This window comes from Proteus terrae subsp. cibarius, assembly GCF_011045835.1.
GTDB classification, from domain to species: Bacteria; Pseudomonadota; Gammaproteobacteria; order Enterobacterales; family Enterobacteriaceae; genus Proteus; species Proteus cibarius.
This window is the reverse complement of the sequence record NZ_CP047349.1, coordinates 647,332-666,756: the sequence shown is the minus strand read 5'-3', so window position 1 is coordinate 666,756 and position 19,425 is coordinate 647,332. Positions and strand designations below refer to the sequence as shown.

General features: G+C 38.5%; 14 protein-coding genes. 4 read left to right on the top strand and 10 right to left on the bottom strand.

All coding sequences use genetic code 11. The annotated features are described in order from the left end of the window. Window positions 1–128 precede the first annotated feature (128 nt). The 3 genes from sbcD to GTH25_RS03070 all read left to right on the top strand — a co-directional run bounded on the left by sbcD (window position 129) and on the right by GTH25_RS03070 (window position 5,817). Window positions 129–1,358, top strand: a complete 1,230-nt coding sequence (sbcD, locus tag GTH25_RS03080) for an exonuclease subunit SbcD (protein ID WP_099659979.1) — start codon at window positions 129–131, stop codon at window positions 1,356–1,358. Further along, window positions 1,358–5,086: an AAA family ATPase gene (locus tag GTH25_RS03075; protein ID WP_164530322.1), complete on the top strand. Its 3,729-nt coding sequence runs from the start codon at window positions 1,358–1,360 to the stop codon at window positions 5,084–5,086. Before sbcD ends, GTH25_RS03075 begins: the two co-directional genes overlap by 1 nt. Before the next feature lie 131 nt (window positions 5,087–5,217). Then, window positions 5,218–5,817, top strand: a complete 600-nt coding sequence (locus GTH25_RS03070) for a nitroreductase family protein (RefSeq protein ID WP_164530321.1) — start codon at window positions 5,218–5,220, stop codon at window positions 5,815–5,817. 260 nt (window positions 5,818–6,077) lie between these two features. Here GTH25_RS03070 and GTH25_RS03065 read toward each other — a convergent pair whose 3' ends face one another. The 4 genes from GTH25_RS03065 to GTH25_RS03050 form a co-directional block, all read right to left on the bottom strand. Continuing rightward, window positions 6,078–7,700: a bifunctional metallophosphatase/5'-nucleotidase gene (locus GTH25_RS03065; protein WP_075673988.1), complete on the bottom strand. Its 1,623-nt coding sequence runs from the start codon at window positions 7,698–7,700 to the stop codon at window positions 6,078–6,080. A gap of 19 nt (window positions 7,701–7,719) precedes the next feature. Next, window positions 7,720–8,496 carry a ribonuclease T2 family protein gene (locus tag GTH25_RS03060; RefSeq protein ID WP_075673989.1) on the bottom strand — a complete coding sequence of 259 codons (777 nt, stop codon included), beginning with the start codon at window positions 8,494–8,496 and terminating at the stop codon, window positions 7,720–7,722. An 87-nt stretch (window positions 8,497–8,583) separates the two neighbouring features. Further along, complete coding sequence (locus GTH25_RS03055) at window positions 8,584–10,539, bottom strand: bifunctional 2',3'-cyclic-nucleotide 2'-phosphodiesterase/3'-nucleotidase (RefSeq protein WP_075673990.1); 1,956 nt, start codon at window positions 10,537–10,539, stop codon at window positions 8,584–8,586. Between the two features lie 83 nt (window positions 10,540–10,622). Next, complete coding sequence (locus GTH25_RS03050) at window positions 10,623–11,822, bottom strand: porin (RefSeq protein ID WP_223672539.1); 1,200 nt, start codon at window positions 11,820–11,822, stop codon at window positions 10,623–10,625. Between the two features lie 1,326 nt (window positions 11,823–13,148). On the opposite strand from GTH25_RS03050, the gene rdgC reads away from it, so the two are divergent. Continuing rightward, complete coding sequence (gene rdgC, locus GTH25_RS03045) at window positions 13,149–14,057, top strand: recombination-associated protein RdgC (protein ID WP_099659982.1); 909 nt, start codon at window positions 13,149–13,151, stop codon at window positions 14,055–14,057. A 68-nt stretch (window positions 14,058–14,125) separates the two neighbouring features. Here the strand turns inward: rdgC and yedF are convergent, their stop codons facing one another. The 6 genes from yedF to hypB form a co-directional block, all read right to left on the bottom strand. Further along, window positions 14,126–14,368: a sulfurtransferase-like selenium metabolism protein YedF gene (gene yedF, locus GTH25_RS03040; RefSeq protein ID WP_006535172.1), complete on the bottom strand. Its 243-nt coding sequence runs from the start codon at window positions 14,366–14,368 to the stop codon at window positions 14,126–14,128. Then, a complete protein-coding gene (yedE, locus tag GTH25_RS03035; RefSeq protein ID WP_075674241.1) occupies window positions 14,365–15,591 on the bottom strand; it encodes a selenium metabolism membrane protein YedE/FdhT in 1,227 nt (408 codons plus the stop codon). The genes yedF and yedE overlap by 4 nt, the downstream gene beginning before the upstream one ends. Before the next feature lie 208 nt (window positions 15,592–15,799). Then, window positions 15,800–16,819: a hydrogenase expression/formation protein HypE gene (gene hypE, locus GTH25_RS03030; RefSeq protein ID WP_099659983.1), complete on the bottom strand. Its 1,020-nt coding sequence runs from the start codon at window positions 16,817–16,819 to the stop codon at window positions 15,800–15,802. Next, window positions 16,816–17,952: a hydrogenase formation protein HypD gene (gene hypD, locus GTH25_RS03025; protein WP_164530792.1), complete on the bottom strand. Its 1,137-nt coding sequence runs from the start codon at window positions 17,950–17,952 to the stop codon at window positions 16,816–16,818. Before hypD ends, hypE begins: the two co-directional genes overlap by 4 nt. After that, a complete protein-coding gene (gene hybG, locus GTH25_RS03020; protein ID WP_006535180.1) occupies window positions 17,939–18,205 on the bottom strand; it encodes a hydrogenase maturation factor HybG in 267 nt (88 codons plus the stop codon). The genes hypD and hybG overlap by 14 nt, the downstream gene beginning before the upstream one ends. After that, window positions 18,196–19,419 carry a hydrogenase nickel incorporation protein HypB gene (gene hypB / locus GTH25_RS03015; RefSeq protein ID WP_075674244.1) on the bottom strand — a complete coding sequence of 408 codons (1,224 nt, stop codon included), beginning with the start codon at window positions 19,417–19,419 and terminating at the stop codon, window positions 18,196–18,198. Before hypB ends, hybG begins: the two co-directional genes overlap by 10 nt. Between the last annotated feature and the right edge of the window lie 6 nt (window positions 19,420–19,425).

Genomic DNA, 19,425 nt, shown 5'->3' with positions numbered 1-19,425 from the left:
ATCCCTGTTGTTAAGGTAAATAAATCATTTTTTGGTGAAATATCACTCAAAAGAAGGCTTGTTGTTGAGTTTTCACTAAAAAAGTAAGGTGCGCTATACTCTTCATCAGATAAAAAAGAGGAATAGCAATGCGGATTATTCACACATCAGACTGGCATTTAGGGCAATATTTTTTTACAAAAACTCGAGCACAAGAGCATCAACAGTTTCTTGATTGGTTGTTAGCTCAAATTAAGCATTATCAAGTTGATGCATTGATTGTTGCAGGAGATATTTTTGATACAGGCTCTCCTCCAAGTTATGCCCGAGAGCTTTATAACCGCTTTGTTGTTGCTATCCGAGATACACAATGCCAGCTTGTTATTCTTGGTGGTAATCACGATTCTGTAGCGACACTAAATGAATCTAAATCATTATTAGCATGTTTAAATACAACGGTTATTGCCAATATTCATACTGAAACACCGCAAGCCCCGCTTATTCTTCCTCAAAAAGATAATACTCCGGGAGCATTACTTTGTGCGATCCCTTATCTACGTCCTAGAGATATGGTAAGTAGTAAAAGTGGGCAATCAGGTGCTGAAAAACAAAATGCCCTAAAAGAAGCGATTGCTGATTATTACCAAGCTCAATATCAAGAGGCTCTTGATTTACGTAAGCAACTGAACGTCAATATTCCTATTATTGCAACAGGTCACCTTACAACCATTGGGGCAAGTGTAACCGACTCTGTACGTGAAATTTATATCGGTACTTTAGAGGCTTTTTCTGCAACACTATTTCCTGAATTTGACTATATTGCTCTTGGTCATATTCATCGCCCTCAAGTAGTGAATAAATCAGGCCATATTCGTTATAGTGGCTCCCCTATTCCTTTAAGTTTTGATGAAAGCGGACAACAAAAAAGCGTCTGCCTTATCGATTTTGAGCAAGACAAATTAACTCACCTCACACTATTACCTATTCCTGAATTTCAGTTGCTACGCACTATCAGTGGCTCATTAAAAGAGATAGCCATACAACTTGATGATTTAAAAAAACAATACAGTGAAACAGACACCACTATTTGGTTGGATATCGAAGTTTCAACACAAGATTATCTCAGTGATATACAAACTCGTGTTCAAGAGCTAACTAACGATCCACTTTTTGATGTGATCTTATTAAGAAGAGCCAGAAAACAGCGCCAAGTATTCACGCAAAATGAGAACGAAACACTGACCGAATTAACGGTTTATGATGTTTTTGAAAGGCGCTTAGAACAGCATGAATTTGATTCAAAAGAAACTAAAACACGGTTAACAACATTGTTTAAACAAGCTGTTGAAATGGCAGAACAAGAGGATAACGAAGCATAATGAAAATCTTAAGTCTGCGATTTAAAAATATTAACTCTTTAAAAGGTGAGTGGAAAATCAACTTTGATCAAGAGCCTTTTGTTAGCAACGGATTATTTGCGATTACGGGTCCTACCGGGGCAGGAAAAACCACACTATTAGATGCGATTAGCTTAGCGCTTTATCATCGAACTCCACGATTAGACAAAGTCACACAATCACAAAATGAATTAATGACACGTCATACCGCAGAGTGCTTAACCGAAGTTGAATTTGAAGTCAAAGGTGTGGCTTATCGTGCATTTTGGGAACAACGCCGTGCCAATTATAAAGAAGATGGCAATCTTCAAGCACCACAGGCTGAACTCGTTAAAATAAATACAACGGGCGGTGAAGATAAAATCTTAGCCAGCAAAATAAGCCAAGTAAAAGAGATGATCATTAATATTACAGGGCTCGATTTTGATCGTTTCACTAAGTCTATGTTGCTTTCTCAGGGACAATTTGCGGCCTTTTTAAATGCAGATGATAAATCTCGCGCTGAATTACTCGAAGAACTGACTGGCACAGATATTTATCGCCATATTTCCCAATCGATCTTTAAACATTGGCGTGAACAAGAACAAGCCTTAAAAGCACTAAAACAACAAGCCGAAATGATGGCGTTATTAGATGAAAATGCTCGCCAAGCTTTATTAACTGAGCAAACTGATCTTTTTGCCAAAGAGAGATTATTACAAAAAGAACAACAGGAATATCAAGCAGCAAAGCAGTGGCAAGAACAAGACATTGAAATCAATAAAAACAAGCTATTAGCACAAAAAGAAGTTAACTTAGCGCAAGAAGCATTAGTTGCTGCCAAGCCCGATATTCAACGTCTTGAAAATAGCGAACCCGCGGAAAAGATCCGCCCGATTTATGATGAAAAAAATCGTCTATTAAAAGAACAAATCTATATTGAGTCACAACTCTCAACCTTGAAAGCAGAAAAACAGCTTATTGAACAACAAAGCCAACCTATTAACCAGCACCTAGTGGAGGCTCGTGACACATTTAAACGACACGATGAGAAAAAACAGCAAATATTACAGCTTATTCGTGAAGAAGTGACGCCATTAGATAACCAGTTAGTCTTGCTACAACAAGATATTTCAGCAAAAAAACAGCAAAAAAACACACTGGAAAAAACACAGTCGGAATATCTGGAAAAAATACAATTAACAGAAATCCAATTAGCTGGATCGCAAAAACAATTCAATGAACTAAGTGAATATTTAAATCAGCATACAGCTTATGCTCAACTTGCTGAGAATTTCCCTTTGTGGCAACGCTATTTTGAACAATATGATGAAATTGCAGAGAAATATCTAATTAGTCAGAAAAGTGAAAAAGCAGAACAAGAAAAAGAGCAGTTACTAAAACTTGCTCTCAAAAAAACAACACGCACACTAGAAGCACAACAACACGCTCTTAATTTACAGCAACAACAATTAAGTGAATTACAAACGCAACTTGAGCAACAAAAAAAAGTAGATGCAATTGCAGATATTCCTCATCGTTTGCAACAAATTTCTCAGCAAAGAAATGCGCTTGCAAAAATAATGGGATTACAAGTTCAATTACAGCGCACTCTAAAAACTGAACATCTGTACCAAAAAAGCCATTCAGAAAACCAGCAAAAAATAGCTGTACTGACTGAAAATATCAGCAAAAATAGCATTGTTTTAAAAGAGAAAGAGCAACACCTTAAAGATTTAAATGACAATTATCTTTTGATTCGGAAATTAGCGGAATACGAAGAAGAGAGACAACGTTTAGTTAAAGACAACCCATGTCCTGTTTGCGGTTCAACTGAACATCCTTATGTTGAAAAATATAAAGAAATAAAACCAGACGAAACAAAAACACGATTAGATATTTTAACGCAACAAGTTCATACATTAACCATAGAGTTAGTAGAACAAAAAACACAGTGTGCTAACTATCAAACTCAAAACAAAAAATTAAGTAGCGACCTTGAGCAACTAACACAAGATATTGCGTCATTAAAACAGCAATGGCGAGTCTTAGCTCAAGCTCACGCATTACCAGATGTTGACTGCGAAGAAACTGCTTTAACTCAATTAGATACAGCACTTGAAAAAGAAGATAATTTACTGACGCAAAAACGAGTAAATTACCAAGCATTAGAAGCCAAAATTCAGCAAGAATACAAGCTGTTATCTGATAACAAAGAACAATTTCATCAACAACAGCAAGCTATTCTTCATCAACAAAATCAATTAGCTCAGCAACAAAAAGAAGCTTCTAATAAACAACAACAAACAGCGCAATATCTTCAACAACAAACCCAATTAGCGCAAGATATTCAATCTCTTGTCAAACAACAAGGTTATGATTTGCAGGCATCTGAAGATAAAATTCAATGGCTTATTGCGCGTAAAAAAGAAAGCCAACAATATCAATCGATATTAAAAACACATCACGAATTACAGCAAACAATCCGCGAATTGTTATTAACGCAGGAAGAAAGAAAACGTTATTTATCTGCAAATAAAAAAGAACTTGATGCAGTTTTAGTTCATTTACAACAACTACATCAACAACAAGAACAACTAAAAACACAACGCCAAGCTTTATTCGGCACACAAACCACCGAAGATGCTCGCAATGAGTTGGATAAACAAAGTCAGCTGTTACAAAAACAAATTGAGCAATATAGCGAAGAAAAAAACCGACTCGAAATCCGTTTAAATCAGCTTATTGGCCAATATCAGGAAAACGAAAAATCACTACAACGGCTTTATGTTCACTCACAAGCCACCCTTGAACAGTATCAAGATAGGCTAAAAAACAGTCCATTTGATGATGAAAACGCGTTTTTAGCCTCATTACTATCAGTTGAAGAAAGAAGTCGTTTACAAGAACAACAAAAACAACGACTTGATAAGCTTCTGCAAGAAAAAACGCGTTTGGATACACAAGAAAGCATATATCAACAGCACTTATCACAACAGCCAATATTGGCAACACAACAGGGTCTCGAACAAATTACCGCTCAATTATTGGTATTAGAAACACAGTTTACTCAATTACAAGAAACGAAATTTCGCATTCAAGAACAACTGCGTACTGACGAAGAAAAGCGTAAAGAGCAACAGGATCTACTGACTCATATTGCCAAACAACAATCTCAGTTTGATGATTGGAGTTATTTAAATGAATTAGTGGGCTCTGCATCAGGAGATAAGTTCAGCCGCTTCGCCCAAGGATTAACGCTTGATCATCTGATTTATTTAGCTAACCGTCGTTTAGAAAAACTTCATGGGCGTTATTTCTTACAGCGTAAAACACCAGCAAGCCTTGAACTACAGATTGCAGATACATGGCAAGCAGATGCACTGCGAGATACTCGTACGCTTTCTGGTGGCGAAAGTTTCTTAGTCAGTTTATCACTCGCTTTAGCGCTTTCTGATTTGGTCAGTAATAAGACTCAAATCGAATCACTATTTTTAGATGAAGGCTTTGGCACATTAGATCCTGATACCTTAGATATTGCATTAGATGCACTCGACAGCCTTAATGCATCCGGCAAAATTATTGGCGTAATTAGTCACGTAGAAGCCATGAAAGAGCGTATTCCTGTACAAATTAAAGTGAAGAAAGCTGGGGGCTTAGGTATTAGCCAACTCGCTCCCGAGTTTAGATATGTAGATAAACAGATTCTAAATCAATCAGTTAAAAACTAGGTCGAATATTTTGACGTAACTGATTAAATTTTTTATATATCAATAAATCACATCTAAGCCCTATAGTATGTCCATAGATTAGCTCAAGCTAAGACACGCTTTAAGCGCTTAAATTTATCAAGGAGACAATCATGTCTAACGCATTTACTGATTTAATGAAAAAACGTAGAACAATTTATCATTTAGGTAATCAACTTCCAATTAGCGAAGACAGAGTCACTGCGATTATCAAAGAAGCGGTTAAAGAGAGCCCAACAGCATTTAACTCACAGACATCTCGTGTTGTTATTCTGTTTGGTGAACAACATCAAAAACTGTGGAATATCGTTAAAAATACCTTGAAAAAATTAGTACCCGCAGAAGCATTTAGTGCAACTGAAGCAAAAATTAATAGCTTCGCCGCAGGCGCTGGTTCAATTCTGTATTTTGAAGATACTGACATCGTAAAAGGTCTGCAAGAGCAGTTCCCACTGTACGCTGAAAACTTCCCTGTATGGTCAGAGCAAGCAAGTGGTATGGCACAACTTTCTGTTTGGACTGCATTAGCAGCAGAGAATGTAGGTGCTTCATTACAACACTACAACCCAATTATTGATGATGAAGTTCATGCAACTTGGGATCTGCCAAAAACATGGAAATTAAGAGCTCAAATGGTCTTTGGTTCTATCGAACAAGAGGCTGGCGAGAAGAATTATATGGAAGATGATTCACGCTTTAAAATCTTCAAATAAGTGTTAGAACAGACATCTGACAAAAGACCCTAAATAATACCCTCTTTTTTACTTTCATTCCTTGCCCACAGCCACTGTGGGCTTTTTTTTATCTCTCATTTAAGTCATTCACAGTTATTTTTAATAAAAAAAGAGCAAAGTGCGCAATGAATACAAAGGTAGGGATGGACCCTTTGTGTTCAACACTTTGCTCTCTTTATTTATTTACGCACCTCTTACAAAGTAAAAGGTGCGATTTTCACAAGGCGTATGAAAATACGTTATTTACGTGTGATGTTATTCGCTTTTGGTTGAGCAATTGGAGACTGCTCAGCAAAATATTTCACCACGGCATCAACATCTGGCACGCTGTAAACTGGATCTTTACCTTCTTTCAGTACAGAGAAGTTACTACCACCTGTTGCTAAGTATTCGTTAGCAACAACACGGTAAGATGCTTTCATATCCACTGGTTTGCCATCAATTTTCATTGATTCAACGATAACACGGTTACCATTAGAGGCTTTGCTATCCCATGTGTACTGGAAGTTACCTGAAACCGCTAACACTTGTGGACGTGAACGATCCCATTGTTGTTCTAACAGGCGTTTGATTTGTTCACCAGTTAACGTTTGAGTTAACAGTACGTTAGAGAATGGCTGTACAGTGTAGATTGCGTTATAAGAAACGTCACCACCAGTCATATCAGCACGAATACCACCGCTGTTCATAAATGCGATTTGTGCGCCACCCATATCTTTTGGTTTTGCAGTATATAAATGCGCATCAGCAATCACTTGGCCTAGTGCAGATTCACCCGCGTCATTCGTTTGCTTATTCAGGTTGCCTTCTAACTTACCGATAATACGGTTAGCTAATGGGGTAGCAATTTTTTCGTAAGCTTCTAACAGTTTAGTCACTGCAGGATCTTTTTCATATTTACGGTTATCAACCCAAATATTACGAGCTTCGATATCAACAACATCTTTCGTTGTTTTATCTAATTTCAGGTCGATACGCGTTAACATTGCACCATTAGACTGTGCCGATGTCACTGATTTACCGTTGATAGTACAGTTGTAAGCTTGGTGAGTATGACCAGTCACAACGAAGTCGATAGCTGGATCTAATTGTTCAACAACACCCAGTACTTTACCTGTAATACCATTACATGCGTTGATATTAACTGGACCACCATCACGACGCTGTGCAGCACCTTCGTGGATCAGAACACCAATTGCTTGAACGCCTTTTGCTTTTAACTGAGGCACTAATGCGTTAATTGTTTTTGCTTCATTGTGGAAGCTTAAGCCTTCGGTTCCTTTAGGAGTTACGATAGCCGCAGTACCTTCTAAAGTTAAACCGATGAATGCAACAGGAATACCGTTGAATTCTTTAATAACGTATTCTGGGAATAATGTTTTGCCAGTTTCGTTAACAATAACGTTAGCCGCTAAGTATTGGAAATCTGCGCCTTTAAACTCAGTTGGGCCTTGGCAACCCGTTACTGGGTGGCAACCACCGTTTTGTTTACGCAGTAACTCGCCCATGCCTTTATCAAATTCGTGGTTACCCACTGAAGTTGCTTCTAAGCCTGCTAATGATAATGCTTCGATTGAAGGCTCATCATGGAACATTGAAGATAACAGTGGGCTTGCACCAACCATATCACCCGCAGCAACAACGATGTTGTTTGGGTTATCTTTCTTCATTTCTTTAATTAACGTAGCCATATGCTCAATACCACCAGGTTTGTTTGGACCTGGCGCTTTTAGCGCACCATGGAAGTCGTTCATTGCGATAACACGCACATCAACAACATTAGCTTCGTCGTAGTTCTTTGCACAACCTGCTAATAAGACTGAGCTTACAGCAAGTGCAACGAGTTTATATTTATGGTTCATTTAAAATTTATCCCTAAGATCAAAATTCACGTTTCGGACAATCAATTACTTCGAAATCTTTGCTATAACAGATATAGAATTCATCTCGATTAATTTGAATTTCTTTGTCCTTCAGTGATGGATTGTGTTCTTTTAAGAACTTAATCAATGCACTGTTTGAAGGACGGCCTTCTGGTAATACTAACGCTTCATACAACTCTTTTTGTTTACCAAAGAATGCCTCTGGTGTATCAAACGCACACACACCGTGTTTTTCCCATTCACCTTGTAACAGATCGATACCTGGAGAATCACACAGATAAGGTTTAATAGCAGAGTATTCTAAAGGTGGTAAATCGCCTTTACATAAACGAGGATGCTTGCGTATGTCTTTCCAATCGCGGCACTCTTCCCATGATTTACCATCACAGGTTTCAGCCCACAGCCCATGAACAATCCAACCAAATTTATTATCTGAGAAGCATTGGATTTCAAATTTATCGTATTCACGTTTTGCACGATCTTTTTCATTATCGTTATTTAAACGTTTAATATTATTACTTTTATAATCACAAAAAGCCGGCGAATAGTTAATCGCTAACTTAAAGTAATCTGTTGATGCAGTGCTGTTTTGACCATAGCGATCATTAGAAGCAATGTAGTCGTAAGGTGCCGTTGGAGCATCAGGTAAAATACAAGATACGCCTTCAACTAATTTAGCTTGAGGTTTTAATGGTTCTGTAATTTCAGGTGCTTGCGTTGCACATCCTGCTAGCACTAAAGCAAAAGCAGCAGGTAATAGCTTCATAAAGCGCATAAAATCCCCTTAAAGAGCAATAAAAATCTACTCTCTTGGTTCAAAAAAGGTAAGAAAAACCTGCCCTGAACGGACAGGTTTAATTGCTTATTTCTTCTCAGTTAAATCGATTTTGTAAATTGCAAAACCGATTTCGTCATTTTCCACGAAGGTCATTGGATACTGAGCAAAATCTTTAATAAATGCAGCCGCTTTTTCACTTGGAGAAGTTTCAAAACGCACATCTAACACTTTATCAGTCTTAATAGGTAAGAATGACCAGTTGTTAGCAGCTTTTGTTACTACTTCACCTTTTTCTTTAGTTTGTTTAGCAATGTAAGAAGCTAAAATTGCACGGTTTTCATCTGGAGATGCAAACGCAATATTCGCTTCACCTGTACCCGCAAATTTACCGCCGTATCCACGGTAGTTATTTGTTGCGATCAGGAATGTTGCTTTAGGATCGATTGGTTTGCCTTCGTAAGTCACTTCTTTGATACGATTCGCATCTTTGTTAACTACTTGGCAATCAACGTCATATTTAGCTGGTTGAGTTAAGTCAACTTTATAGTTCACACCACTAATGGTGTCGAAGTTATAAGTACGGAAACCATCCCAGTTGATCAGTTCTTGTGGTTTAGTTGAATTAGGATCAACTTGGTTCCACATACCTGCTGAACATTCTAACCACTCAACAACATCAGCACCGGTCGCTTTAACAACTACTAATGTGTTTGGATACAGATATAAGTCTGCTGCATTACGGAATGTTAGGTCACCTTTTTCAACTTCTACGAAGTCTGCTGGTGCGTTTTTACGACCGCCCGCTTTAAATGGCGCAGCTGCACCTAATACTGGTAAACCGTCTAAGTTCGGATCACCTTGAATAAAGTGTTTGGTGTAATCAACTTGTGCATCATTAACGATTTGTACAGTTGGATCACTTTGTACTAATGCTAAGAAGCTGTACATGTTGGCAGAAGCTTTACCAATATGTTTACCCACGAAATCACGGGTACCTTGGTGTGCTTTTTCGATGATTTGAGCTAATTCAGCATCACGTTCAACTAATGCTTTTTTGTTTGCTTTATCAAAGATAGGACGCGCTTCACCTGTTGCTTCGGTCATCACCCATTTACCGCTGTCGTTATTGATAACCATATCAACGACACCTAAGTGATCACCCCATTGGCCTGGCATAACAGCAGGAACACCATTTACGGTACCTTTCGCTGTATCTACGCCTTTAATGCCTTCAAATTCTTTGCTTGGGAATACGCCATGAGCGTGACCAAACATGATTGCATTGATACCTTCAACTTCGCTTAAATAATAAACAGAGTTTTCCGCCATTGCCTTGTACGGCTCTGACGCGAAACCAGAGTGAGGAATGGCCACAATCAGGTCAGCACCCTCTTTTTTCATTTGAGGGACGAATTTTTTCGCTGTTTCTGTAATATCGTTTACAACGACCTTACCATCCAGATTGGCTTTATCCCAGATTAAGATCTGTGGTGGTACGAAGCCGATATAACCAATCTTGATAGTGTGTTCTTTACCATCACGATCTTTTACTGGTGTATCAACAATGATATAAGGTGTGAAATAGTTTTTGCCTGTTTTCGCATCCATCACGTTGGCGTTGATGTAAGGGAATTTAGCACCGGCGATGGCTTTTTTCAGGTAATCTAAACCATAGTTAAATTCATGGTTACCAAAGTTACCTACTGTGTAGCCCATGGTGTTCATCAGCTGGTGAGCTGGATGAGATTCGCCTTTTTCTAAGCCTTTAGCTGCTTGATAGTCAGCCAGTGGGCTACCTTGGATCAAGTCGCCGTTATCAACTAAAATCGCATTGGTTGCTTCAGCTTTTGCTGCTTTAATTAAATTAGCAGTACGGACATAACCAAACTGTTCTGTTGGTTTGTCTTTGAAGTAGTCAAAGTCGATTAAGTTACTGTGAACATCAGACGTCTCCATAATACGAAGATCGACTGTCGCAGCATTTACGTTGAATGCGACAAACATTGCTAATGTTGAAATTTTCAACACATTCTTAACCATTACACACCCCTTATATATTGGTTAACAGGAGAGCAAAATGGCTCTCCTTTCGTTACTTCTGTCAAACAGTCACTTTGAAAGGACTAGAAGTACAGACGCATACCTGTTTCGAAGATATATTGTTTTTTATCTTCATACTTCACGTTATCACTGCGAGCATCATCGTATGCCATTTCAGCGAATAAACGTAAGTTGTTATATTTAGATACTGCAAAACGTTTATCTACACCCACAGTATAGGTTTCTTTTTTGTAGTTGAACGTGTTTGCATCACCATCACGCAGGTAGTAACCCGCATACATACCACTTTCGATACGATCCCAGTGCCATTTCACACCAACACCATATAAATCTGCTTTCCAATCGCCTTTAACTGAGTTCCAACCACGTGGGTTTTTAAATTGATTTTCATAGAGGGCTAAACCTGGGTTTTTACCACGAGATTGACCATAGTCTAAACCAATAGAAAATTCACGGCCTGGGAAGAAGTATTCTGCACCAAAAGCTAAAATACTGTTTTCAGGTGTTTTATCTTTATTTGGACCTGAATTGTTTGCTTCACCTTTAGCAGCAGAATAACCTGCATCAAATTCTAAGCCGAATGTTGATTTATAGAAACCAACTAATGAATAAGCTCGTGTAATATCACCTGCAACACGACGACCATCATCACCTGTTTTACCCGTCACTGTACCCGCTAATTTGAAACCTTCGTAACGATTAGTTTCAATAAAGATAGTTTGTGGTAAACGGGTCATAAAGTTGTTTTTACCAACACCGTTAGTATTTACATATTTACCATTAACGCTCGTTTCACCACCGGAATAACCGACTGAACGACCCAATACATCGCTAAAGTAGAATACACCAGTGTTACCGTAGCCATAGCTTGATTTTTTAACCCAGTCGATCGGAATATAGGTACGACCAAATTGGATTTGACCATAATCACGGTGAGAGAAACCCACATAACCCACACGGTTGTACATTTCAAAGTTTGATTTAGGGTTGTCACTGTTAGTTTTTTGAGTGTCTGAACCCCACTCTAATTTACCAAATACTTTGATATCGTTAGTCAGTTCGTGTGAACCGAAGAAACCAATACGGCTACCGTCATCCGTCATTTTCATTTCATGATTTTGGCTAGTCACTTGTGTTTTTAGACGGAACTGACCGTTTACATCAAAACGTGTACCTTTATCGTTATACACGTTTACTGCGTTTGCAGATCCAGAAAGAACCAACAAACCAACCAGTGCTGCTAGAGGCTTCAAGCTTTTCATGATTAAAATACCCATCTATTTTCTATAGTTTTATGATTTTCTTTAAGGTCAAAAATAATACCGCCGTATATAGTTGACCTGAGATTCAGGCAAAAGATCTCTGCCACGAATTTCGAAAAAGAAAATCGCTCTCACAATTGATAATTTTTATAGCTACTAATTATGACTCTACAAAATCTTCTTAAAGGTTTTAATTTCCTTGACACAGACGTAATCACCAATAAGACACAAAAATAATATCCTCATTATATTTAAATAAGGGCATTGCTTTTATTTCTGTTAGGAAAAGAAATAGGTTGTTGAGTTTTCGATGGCATGTTACTCAAAAAAAAGCCCTACTTTCGTGATGTAGCCCACAATTACACCAATGTGCATTTTCATGGTTACATACCCAAGTGATAGGCATCACAATTAAAGGTAAAGATACGTGTTTTTTGAACTTAATCAACTTTTTAAAAATAGCGCTTTTGGATTTTTCTTTTATATTTCATTTCTTTATAAGACTCTTTTTTTTGCTAATAAAAAATTTATCCCCCTATTTAATATATTTAAAAGGAAGTATTAATTTTAACCACTAAATAAATAACACTAAAGATTTGAATATTGTTATTCCTAATTAATAATTTTTATTCTTTATATTTATTTCTTATTTAAATAAAGGCAAAGTCGAATTTAAATACAATTTAACTGGTGATAACGAGTAGCACACTATCATAAAAAGAATAATTATCTGCAAATATCAAAAAGAGGAGCATAAGAATACCATTCAATCACAATATCTAATCAATACGTACAAGTAACAACAAAACCCAATGAAACATTACGAAATCTAAATTATTACCATGGTTAATATAAAAAGCCCAATAGTGCTATTTTATCGATATTTGAAAAAGAAATATCAAAATTTGTGATCGAAATCACTTTGTTAATTATGAAAAGCACCCTTCTATATTTTCCTGATTTTGTGATAATTATCACATGATAGTGTCAGGAATATTTTTGTTTTGTAAATTAATGCAGGGATAAATCTGAAAGTGATTTCAGTTTGTAAGCGAAAAGAGTCTAAAAATAAAATTATGTGATTATTATCACATAATGATTTATGCTGAAAATCATGTTATTTCATTATCAAAATTCTTAATTAATTCGACCCAAATAAGAATAAAACTCATTATCATAGAGTAGAGTTACTAATTATTCGTTTCAGCTTTTTTATCTTTTTATTAAATAACACTGTATAGATTTTCTTTTAAGGGATATTACCTTTTAGATACCTTAAACATTCAGTATCATATTGCGGTAAATAATGATTAAGGGGAATGTCAGATGCTGTGGTTTAAAAATATTTTGGTCTATCGCTTAAATAAAGAGATAGCACTGTCGATGGATGAGTTAGAACAACAGCTTGCTTCATTGGCATTCACACCTTGTAGTAGCCAAGATATGACTCGAACAGGTTGGGTTTCTCCAATGGGCGATCGAGGTGAAGCGCTTATCCATGTAGCCGGTAAACAAGTCATGATGTGCGCACGAAAAGAAGACAAAATCTTACCTGCAACTGTCATTAAGCAAGCACTACAAGACAAAGTTGAAAAACTTGAAGGCGAACAAGGCCGTAAACTGAAAAAAACAGAGAAAGCCACCTTAAAAGATGAAGTAGTTCACACCTTACTTCCTCGCGCATTTAGTAAATTCTCACAAACTTTTATTTGGCTAGATTTAGAAAAACAGCTAGTCATTGTTGATTCAGGCAGTGCAAAACGCGCCGAAGATAACTTAGCCTTGTTACGCAAAACCTTAGGTTCACTACCAGTTGTTCCTCTGAACTTTAATGAGTCTGTTGAATTAAAAATGACAGAGTGGGTACGCTCTGGAGAACTCCCTGCTGGCTTTACCTTAATGGATGAAGCAGAGTTAAAAGCTGTACTAGATGAAGGCGGTGTTATTCGTTGTAAAAAACAAGAATTAGTTTCTGACGAAATTGCGACACATATTGAAGCGGGTAAATTTGTCACCAAACTTTCTGTAGATTGGGAAGATCGTCTGCAATTTATGCTTTGCGATGATGGTTCTATCAAACGGATCAAATTCAGTGAAACTTTACGTGAACAAAATGACGATATTGATAAAGCCGATTTTGCCCAACGTTTTGATGCCGATTTTGTTTTAATGACCGGTGAATTAAGCGCCTTGATTGAACGCGTCACCGAAGTCCTCGGCGGCGAAGCAGAGTAACGCCATCTTACTAACGAAAACAGCCTATCATTTCATCTGAATAGGCTGTTTTTTTATCTAATAAAAATTTATTTTTGAATTAAATAACGGATAGTCGGGCCATCTTGTTGAATATCTAATACAGTATAACCGTAATTTTTCGCATCAAGTGGAATATTGTTGATTGATTGAGGACAATCACTCACCACTTCTAATATTTCACCTTTTTTCAGTGATGGCATAGCTTCAAGCGTTGCCACCGCAGGATAAGGACAAGGTTCACCGACCATATCTAAACGATAATCAGGAATAATGGTGTCTTTCTGACTCATGCGATTTCCTTATTAATCTGCGTTGAAATAGATTGTGCTTGTTGGGCTTTTTTACGGAAAAAGTGTTTTTCCCACCAAAGTAATAATACAAATGACACACCAAGCATCAGATACGTCACACCTAATCCCCCCACAGGGCCAAAGGTATCAAGTAAATTAATCTTGTCATAATCCGTTGCGATCACTGAGGCAAAATCATCCCAATAATAAGCCAGTAATGTTGAACCGATTACGTTACCAAGCCCAACCCACCAAAAGTGGATTTGACCTTCAACGGCACGATACATCCACCCCGTTTCACACCCACCAGCCAGAACAATACCGAAACCAAAAAGCAAACCACCAATGACGGCATTCGGGCCTGCCCACATAATTTTAGGTGCAGCACCTAGCTGAACATAACTGAAGATCCCAATCGCACTCACCGCCATACCGATGATAATCGCTTTTGCCATATGGGTTCTACCTGTTATCCATAAGTCACGGAAAGCAGAAGTAAAACAGATTTGCGCACGTTCAATTAAAATACCAAAACCAATACCGCCTAACATAGCGAAACCCAGTTTTGGTGAATCAAAGAGAATAATTAAAGACCACGCAATCATGGCAAAAAAGATCACCATTCCCAATCTAAAGCGGCGCTTCGCTCGTTGTTTATCTTGAGTGATAGGTGAAGCTTGACTGACTTTTTGCAGTTTTACCGGAATACGAAACAGAGGCATCAATGATAATTTGGCGCCAAAGTAAGAGCCGATTGCCGTTGCAACAGCAAAAAACCAAGCATGTAAAGAGAACTGAGGAATGCCAGTAAAGAAAGCGGCAAGGTTACACCCCATTGCTAAGCGAGCACCAAAACCAGCGATGATCCCACCTAGAACAGCTTGAAGAATACGAATTTTATGCTGAGGATGACGAAGTTTGACGTTGTTAGCCCAAAGAGCGGCCATAATACAACCTCCAAACATCCCGATAATCATAACGCCATCAATACGCGTTAATGGCGTACCTTCAAGACCAATGATTTTAAAATAACCCCATTCTTCAGGGTGAGCACCAAACCATTGCATAACGTGACCGCCCCAACGAGTAAATTCACCCGTGACAGCCCAGAATGTACCGGTTAAACCAAAGTAGTAAGTTGATAAGATACCTGCCGCAATAACAGCTGGAAGAGGCTTCCAAAAACGGATCAGGTATTGAGATTTAAATTCTGACCAAGACATGTTTTTTCCTAGAGCTTACCTCTACGAGAGACCCTCTCCACGCAGTAGGATTGGCCGAACATGTTACTCCAATAATTTTTTTATCAAAGAGTCAGTATTCAGATAAATGAGATAAATTTGCGTTATAACAAACTTTTTGTAACAGATAGGTAACTTATCCCACTTATAAACCTTGTGAACATTCAATCTATAAGTGGGTAATAAGCTATTAGCAAATACGAGGTAATGGTTCGTTATAAGGTAAGTCAAGAATACGGCTAGTCCCGAAAATTCCTGTTAACCGAATATAATTATCCTCAGTAACTTCACCAATAGTACAAGCGTCTTTACCTAAAGTATGTTGATGTAACGCTTCAAGTACTTCAGCTTCAGCTTCTGGTGATACCACTAAAACAATTTTTCCTTCGTTAGCAAAATTTAGCGCTTCAAGCCCTAATAATTCACAAACGCCACGAACAGATTGTTTCATCGGTAATTTGCTTTCATGCACATTCATTCCACAACCACTGGCTTGAGCAAATTCATGTAAAATTGCGGTCACACCACCTCGTGTGGCATCACGTAATGCACGAATACCTTCGATTTGACGTAAAGGTGCGATCATTGGCTCAAGAACAGCGCAGTCACTTTGTAGATCCGCTTCTAATCCTAAATTTTCACGTAGATTAAGGATTGTTGCGCCGTGATCGCCAATAGTACCACTCACTAAGATCTTATCGCCCGCTTTGATATTGTTTGCAGCCCAATGAATTTTGGTTGGGATAACGCCAATACCTGCTGTATTAATAAAGATCTTATCCGCAGCACCACGAGGAACCACTTTCGTATCCCCTGTGACAATCTGTATTCCTGCTTGTGCAGCCGCTTTCGCCATCGCCATAACAAGGATTTCTAGGGTTTCAAATGGAAGCCCTTCTTCAAGAATAAAACCACAGGAAAGGTAACGAGGAACCGCACCACCAACAGAAAGATCGTTAGCCGTACCGCAAACAGATAATTTACCAATATTTCCACCGGGAAAAATAATCGGATCGATGACATAGCTGTCGGTACTAAATGCAAGACGATCGCCAAGAGTGGTTAACTCATTTAATGCGATCCGCGCTTGGTCTTCTTTTTCATTTAATAATGGATTATCGAACGCTTTTAAAAACAGTCCTTCGATAAGTTGTTGCATACCTTGCCCACCATTTCCTTGAGCTAAGGTGATTTCATCAGGTTGTTTCATATATTACCTTCACGGCGATACTGATAATAAGCCGCACATGCACCTTCGGATGATACCATTAAAGCACCCAATGCCGTTTCTGGTGTACAACTTTTACCAAAGAGTGGGCAATCGGAAGGTTTGCATCGTCCTGTTAATACATCGCCACAGCGAGATTGTGGGTTATCTGCCACTTTCTGCGGTGCAGGTGTAAAACGTAACTCAGCATCAAACTCAGAATAAGCTGGTGTTAATTGAATACCTGACATTGGGATCTCACCCAATCCACGCCATTCACTGGTTTCTTTTAACATAAACACTTCGCTAAGTGCTTTTTGAGCCAACTTATTACCTTCATTCGGTACAATGCGACTATATTGGTTTTCAATACTTAAAACATAATCTGTATTTTCTGCTTTTGCTTTAAGTTGTTTAATGACCATCAGTATAGCTTGTAATAAGTCTAATGGTTCAAATCCTGTCACTACAAAAGGCTTTTCAAATTCGTCACATAGCGGTTGATATGGCGTACAACCAATCACCATGCTGACGTGCCCCGGTGCAATAAAACCGTCAATGCGAACATCATCTTGCTCTAGTAGGCAACGTAAAGTAGGCACGATAGTTATATGCTGACAAAACAGAGAAAAGTTTTTAAGCCCGCGCAATTTCGCTTGTTGTAGCGTCATTGCTGTGCTTGGCATCGTCGTTTCAAAACCTAAACCAAAGAAGACAACTTGTTTGTCTGGATTATCTTGTGCAATTTTGAGTGAATCGAGTGGTGAATAGACAATACGAATATCACTACCACGACGACGTGCATCAAGCATTGAGCCATTACGACCAGGTACTCGCATTGCATCACCAAAAGTACAGAAAATGACGTCAGGACGGGCTGCGATTTCTAAACATGCATCAATTCGTCCCATCGGTAATACACAAACAGGACAACCCGGCCCGTGAACAAATTCAATTTCTTCTGGTAATAAGCGGCCTAAACCAAATTTAAAAATGGCATGTGTATGCCCACCGCACACTTCCATGATTTGTAATGGACGTTTAATAGGGTGAGGCCATTGTGAAATAGTTTCACGAATTTGGGCTAGTAAGGCTTTCGCAAGTTCGGGATCACGAAATTCATCAACGTACTGCATCATCAGCCTCTTCGAGGGTTACACCATAAACATGCTGTAATGCATCAAGAGTATCTTGCGCTTCTTGCTCATCAAGAATACTCATGGCAAATCCCACATGAATAAGTACCCATTTGCCTAATAATTCACTAGGTTCGCCTTCACATACCATTGAAATATTAACAGCACGTTTGACACCACTGACCTCGGCATAAGCGAGTTGGTGGACGTCTTCACCCACCTCAACAATCTTAGCTGGAACACCTAAGCACATAAACGACTCTCCAACCAAGCTAACCACTCTTCCATGCCTTCACCCGTTGTTGCTGATAACGCAATGATTTCGATATTTGGATTAACACGACGAGCTGATTCAATGCAGGCTTGAACGTCAATATTCAGATGTGGCACTAAATCAATTTTGTTGATAATCATTAAATCAGCCGCAGCGAACATATGCGGGTATTTCAGAGGCTTATCTTCACCTTCAGTGACAGAAAGAATAGCGACTTTATGCTTTTCACCCAGATCAAAACTGGCAGGACAAACTAAGTTACCCACGTTTTCAATAAAGAGAACGCTGTTATCCTGTAAGCCTAATTGGTGTGTCGCATCATGCACCATTTGTGCATCAAGATGACAACCTTTGCCTGTATTTACTTGGATCGCTGGCACACCTGTTTCACGGATACGATCCGCATCATTAGTAGTTTGTTGATCGCCTTCGATCACAGCACAAGACACTCGTTGCGCTAACTGTTTTAATGTTTGTGTTAATAGTGTCGTTTTACCAGAGCCTGGACTTGAAACTAAATTCAATGCCAACACATTTTGTTGTTCAAAATGTTCACGGTTATGAACGGCAATACGGTTATTTTTATCCAGTACATCCATTTCAATTTTCAGCATACGCTTTTGGCTAATACCGGGAGCATGTGTTCCTGCTTCACCTTGGCCATAATGCATATTCTGATTTTCAATCACTGGGCTAAATTGCTCTTCGTGTTCGTGATCGTGGCTGTGAGAATGATGATGAGAGTGCTCATGGCTATGATCATGAGCATGGTCGTGATCGTGACTGTGAGAATGGTCATGACTGTGTGAATGATCGTGTTCATGATGATCGTCATGTCCATGATGATGTTCATGGAAAACAGGAGTTTCGTTTAGCTGTGCATCGTTATGAAAATGGAGGTGAACATCACCGCTGTTATGGTAATAGTGGTGATGAACGATGATAGGCTGACCATGAGTTTCGTAGTTATGCTTATGCTTTTGTTCAGACTTATCAATATATTTATGAACAGTATTCGCTGGAGTAGCATTGTGTTCATGATGATGATCATGCCCATGATGGCTGTGATCATGATGATGACCGTGGTCGTGATGATCATGGTCATGAGAGTGATGATGGTGGTGCTCATGTGAATGAGGCTCTACGCCTTCAATTCTGACATTGCCTTCGCCACAACCGCAAGTGCTACACATATTCTG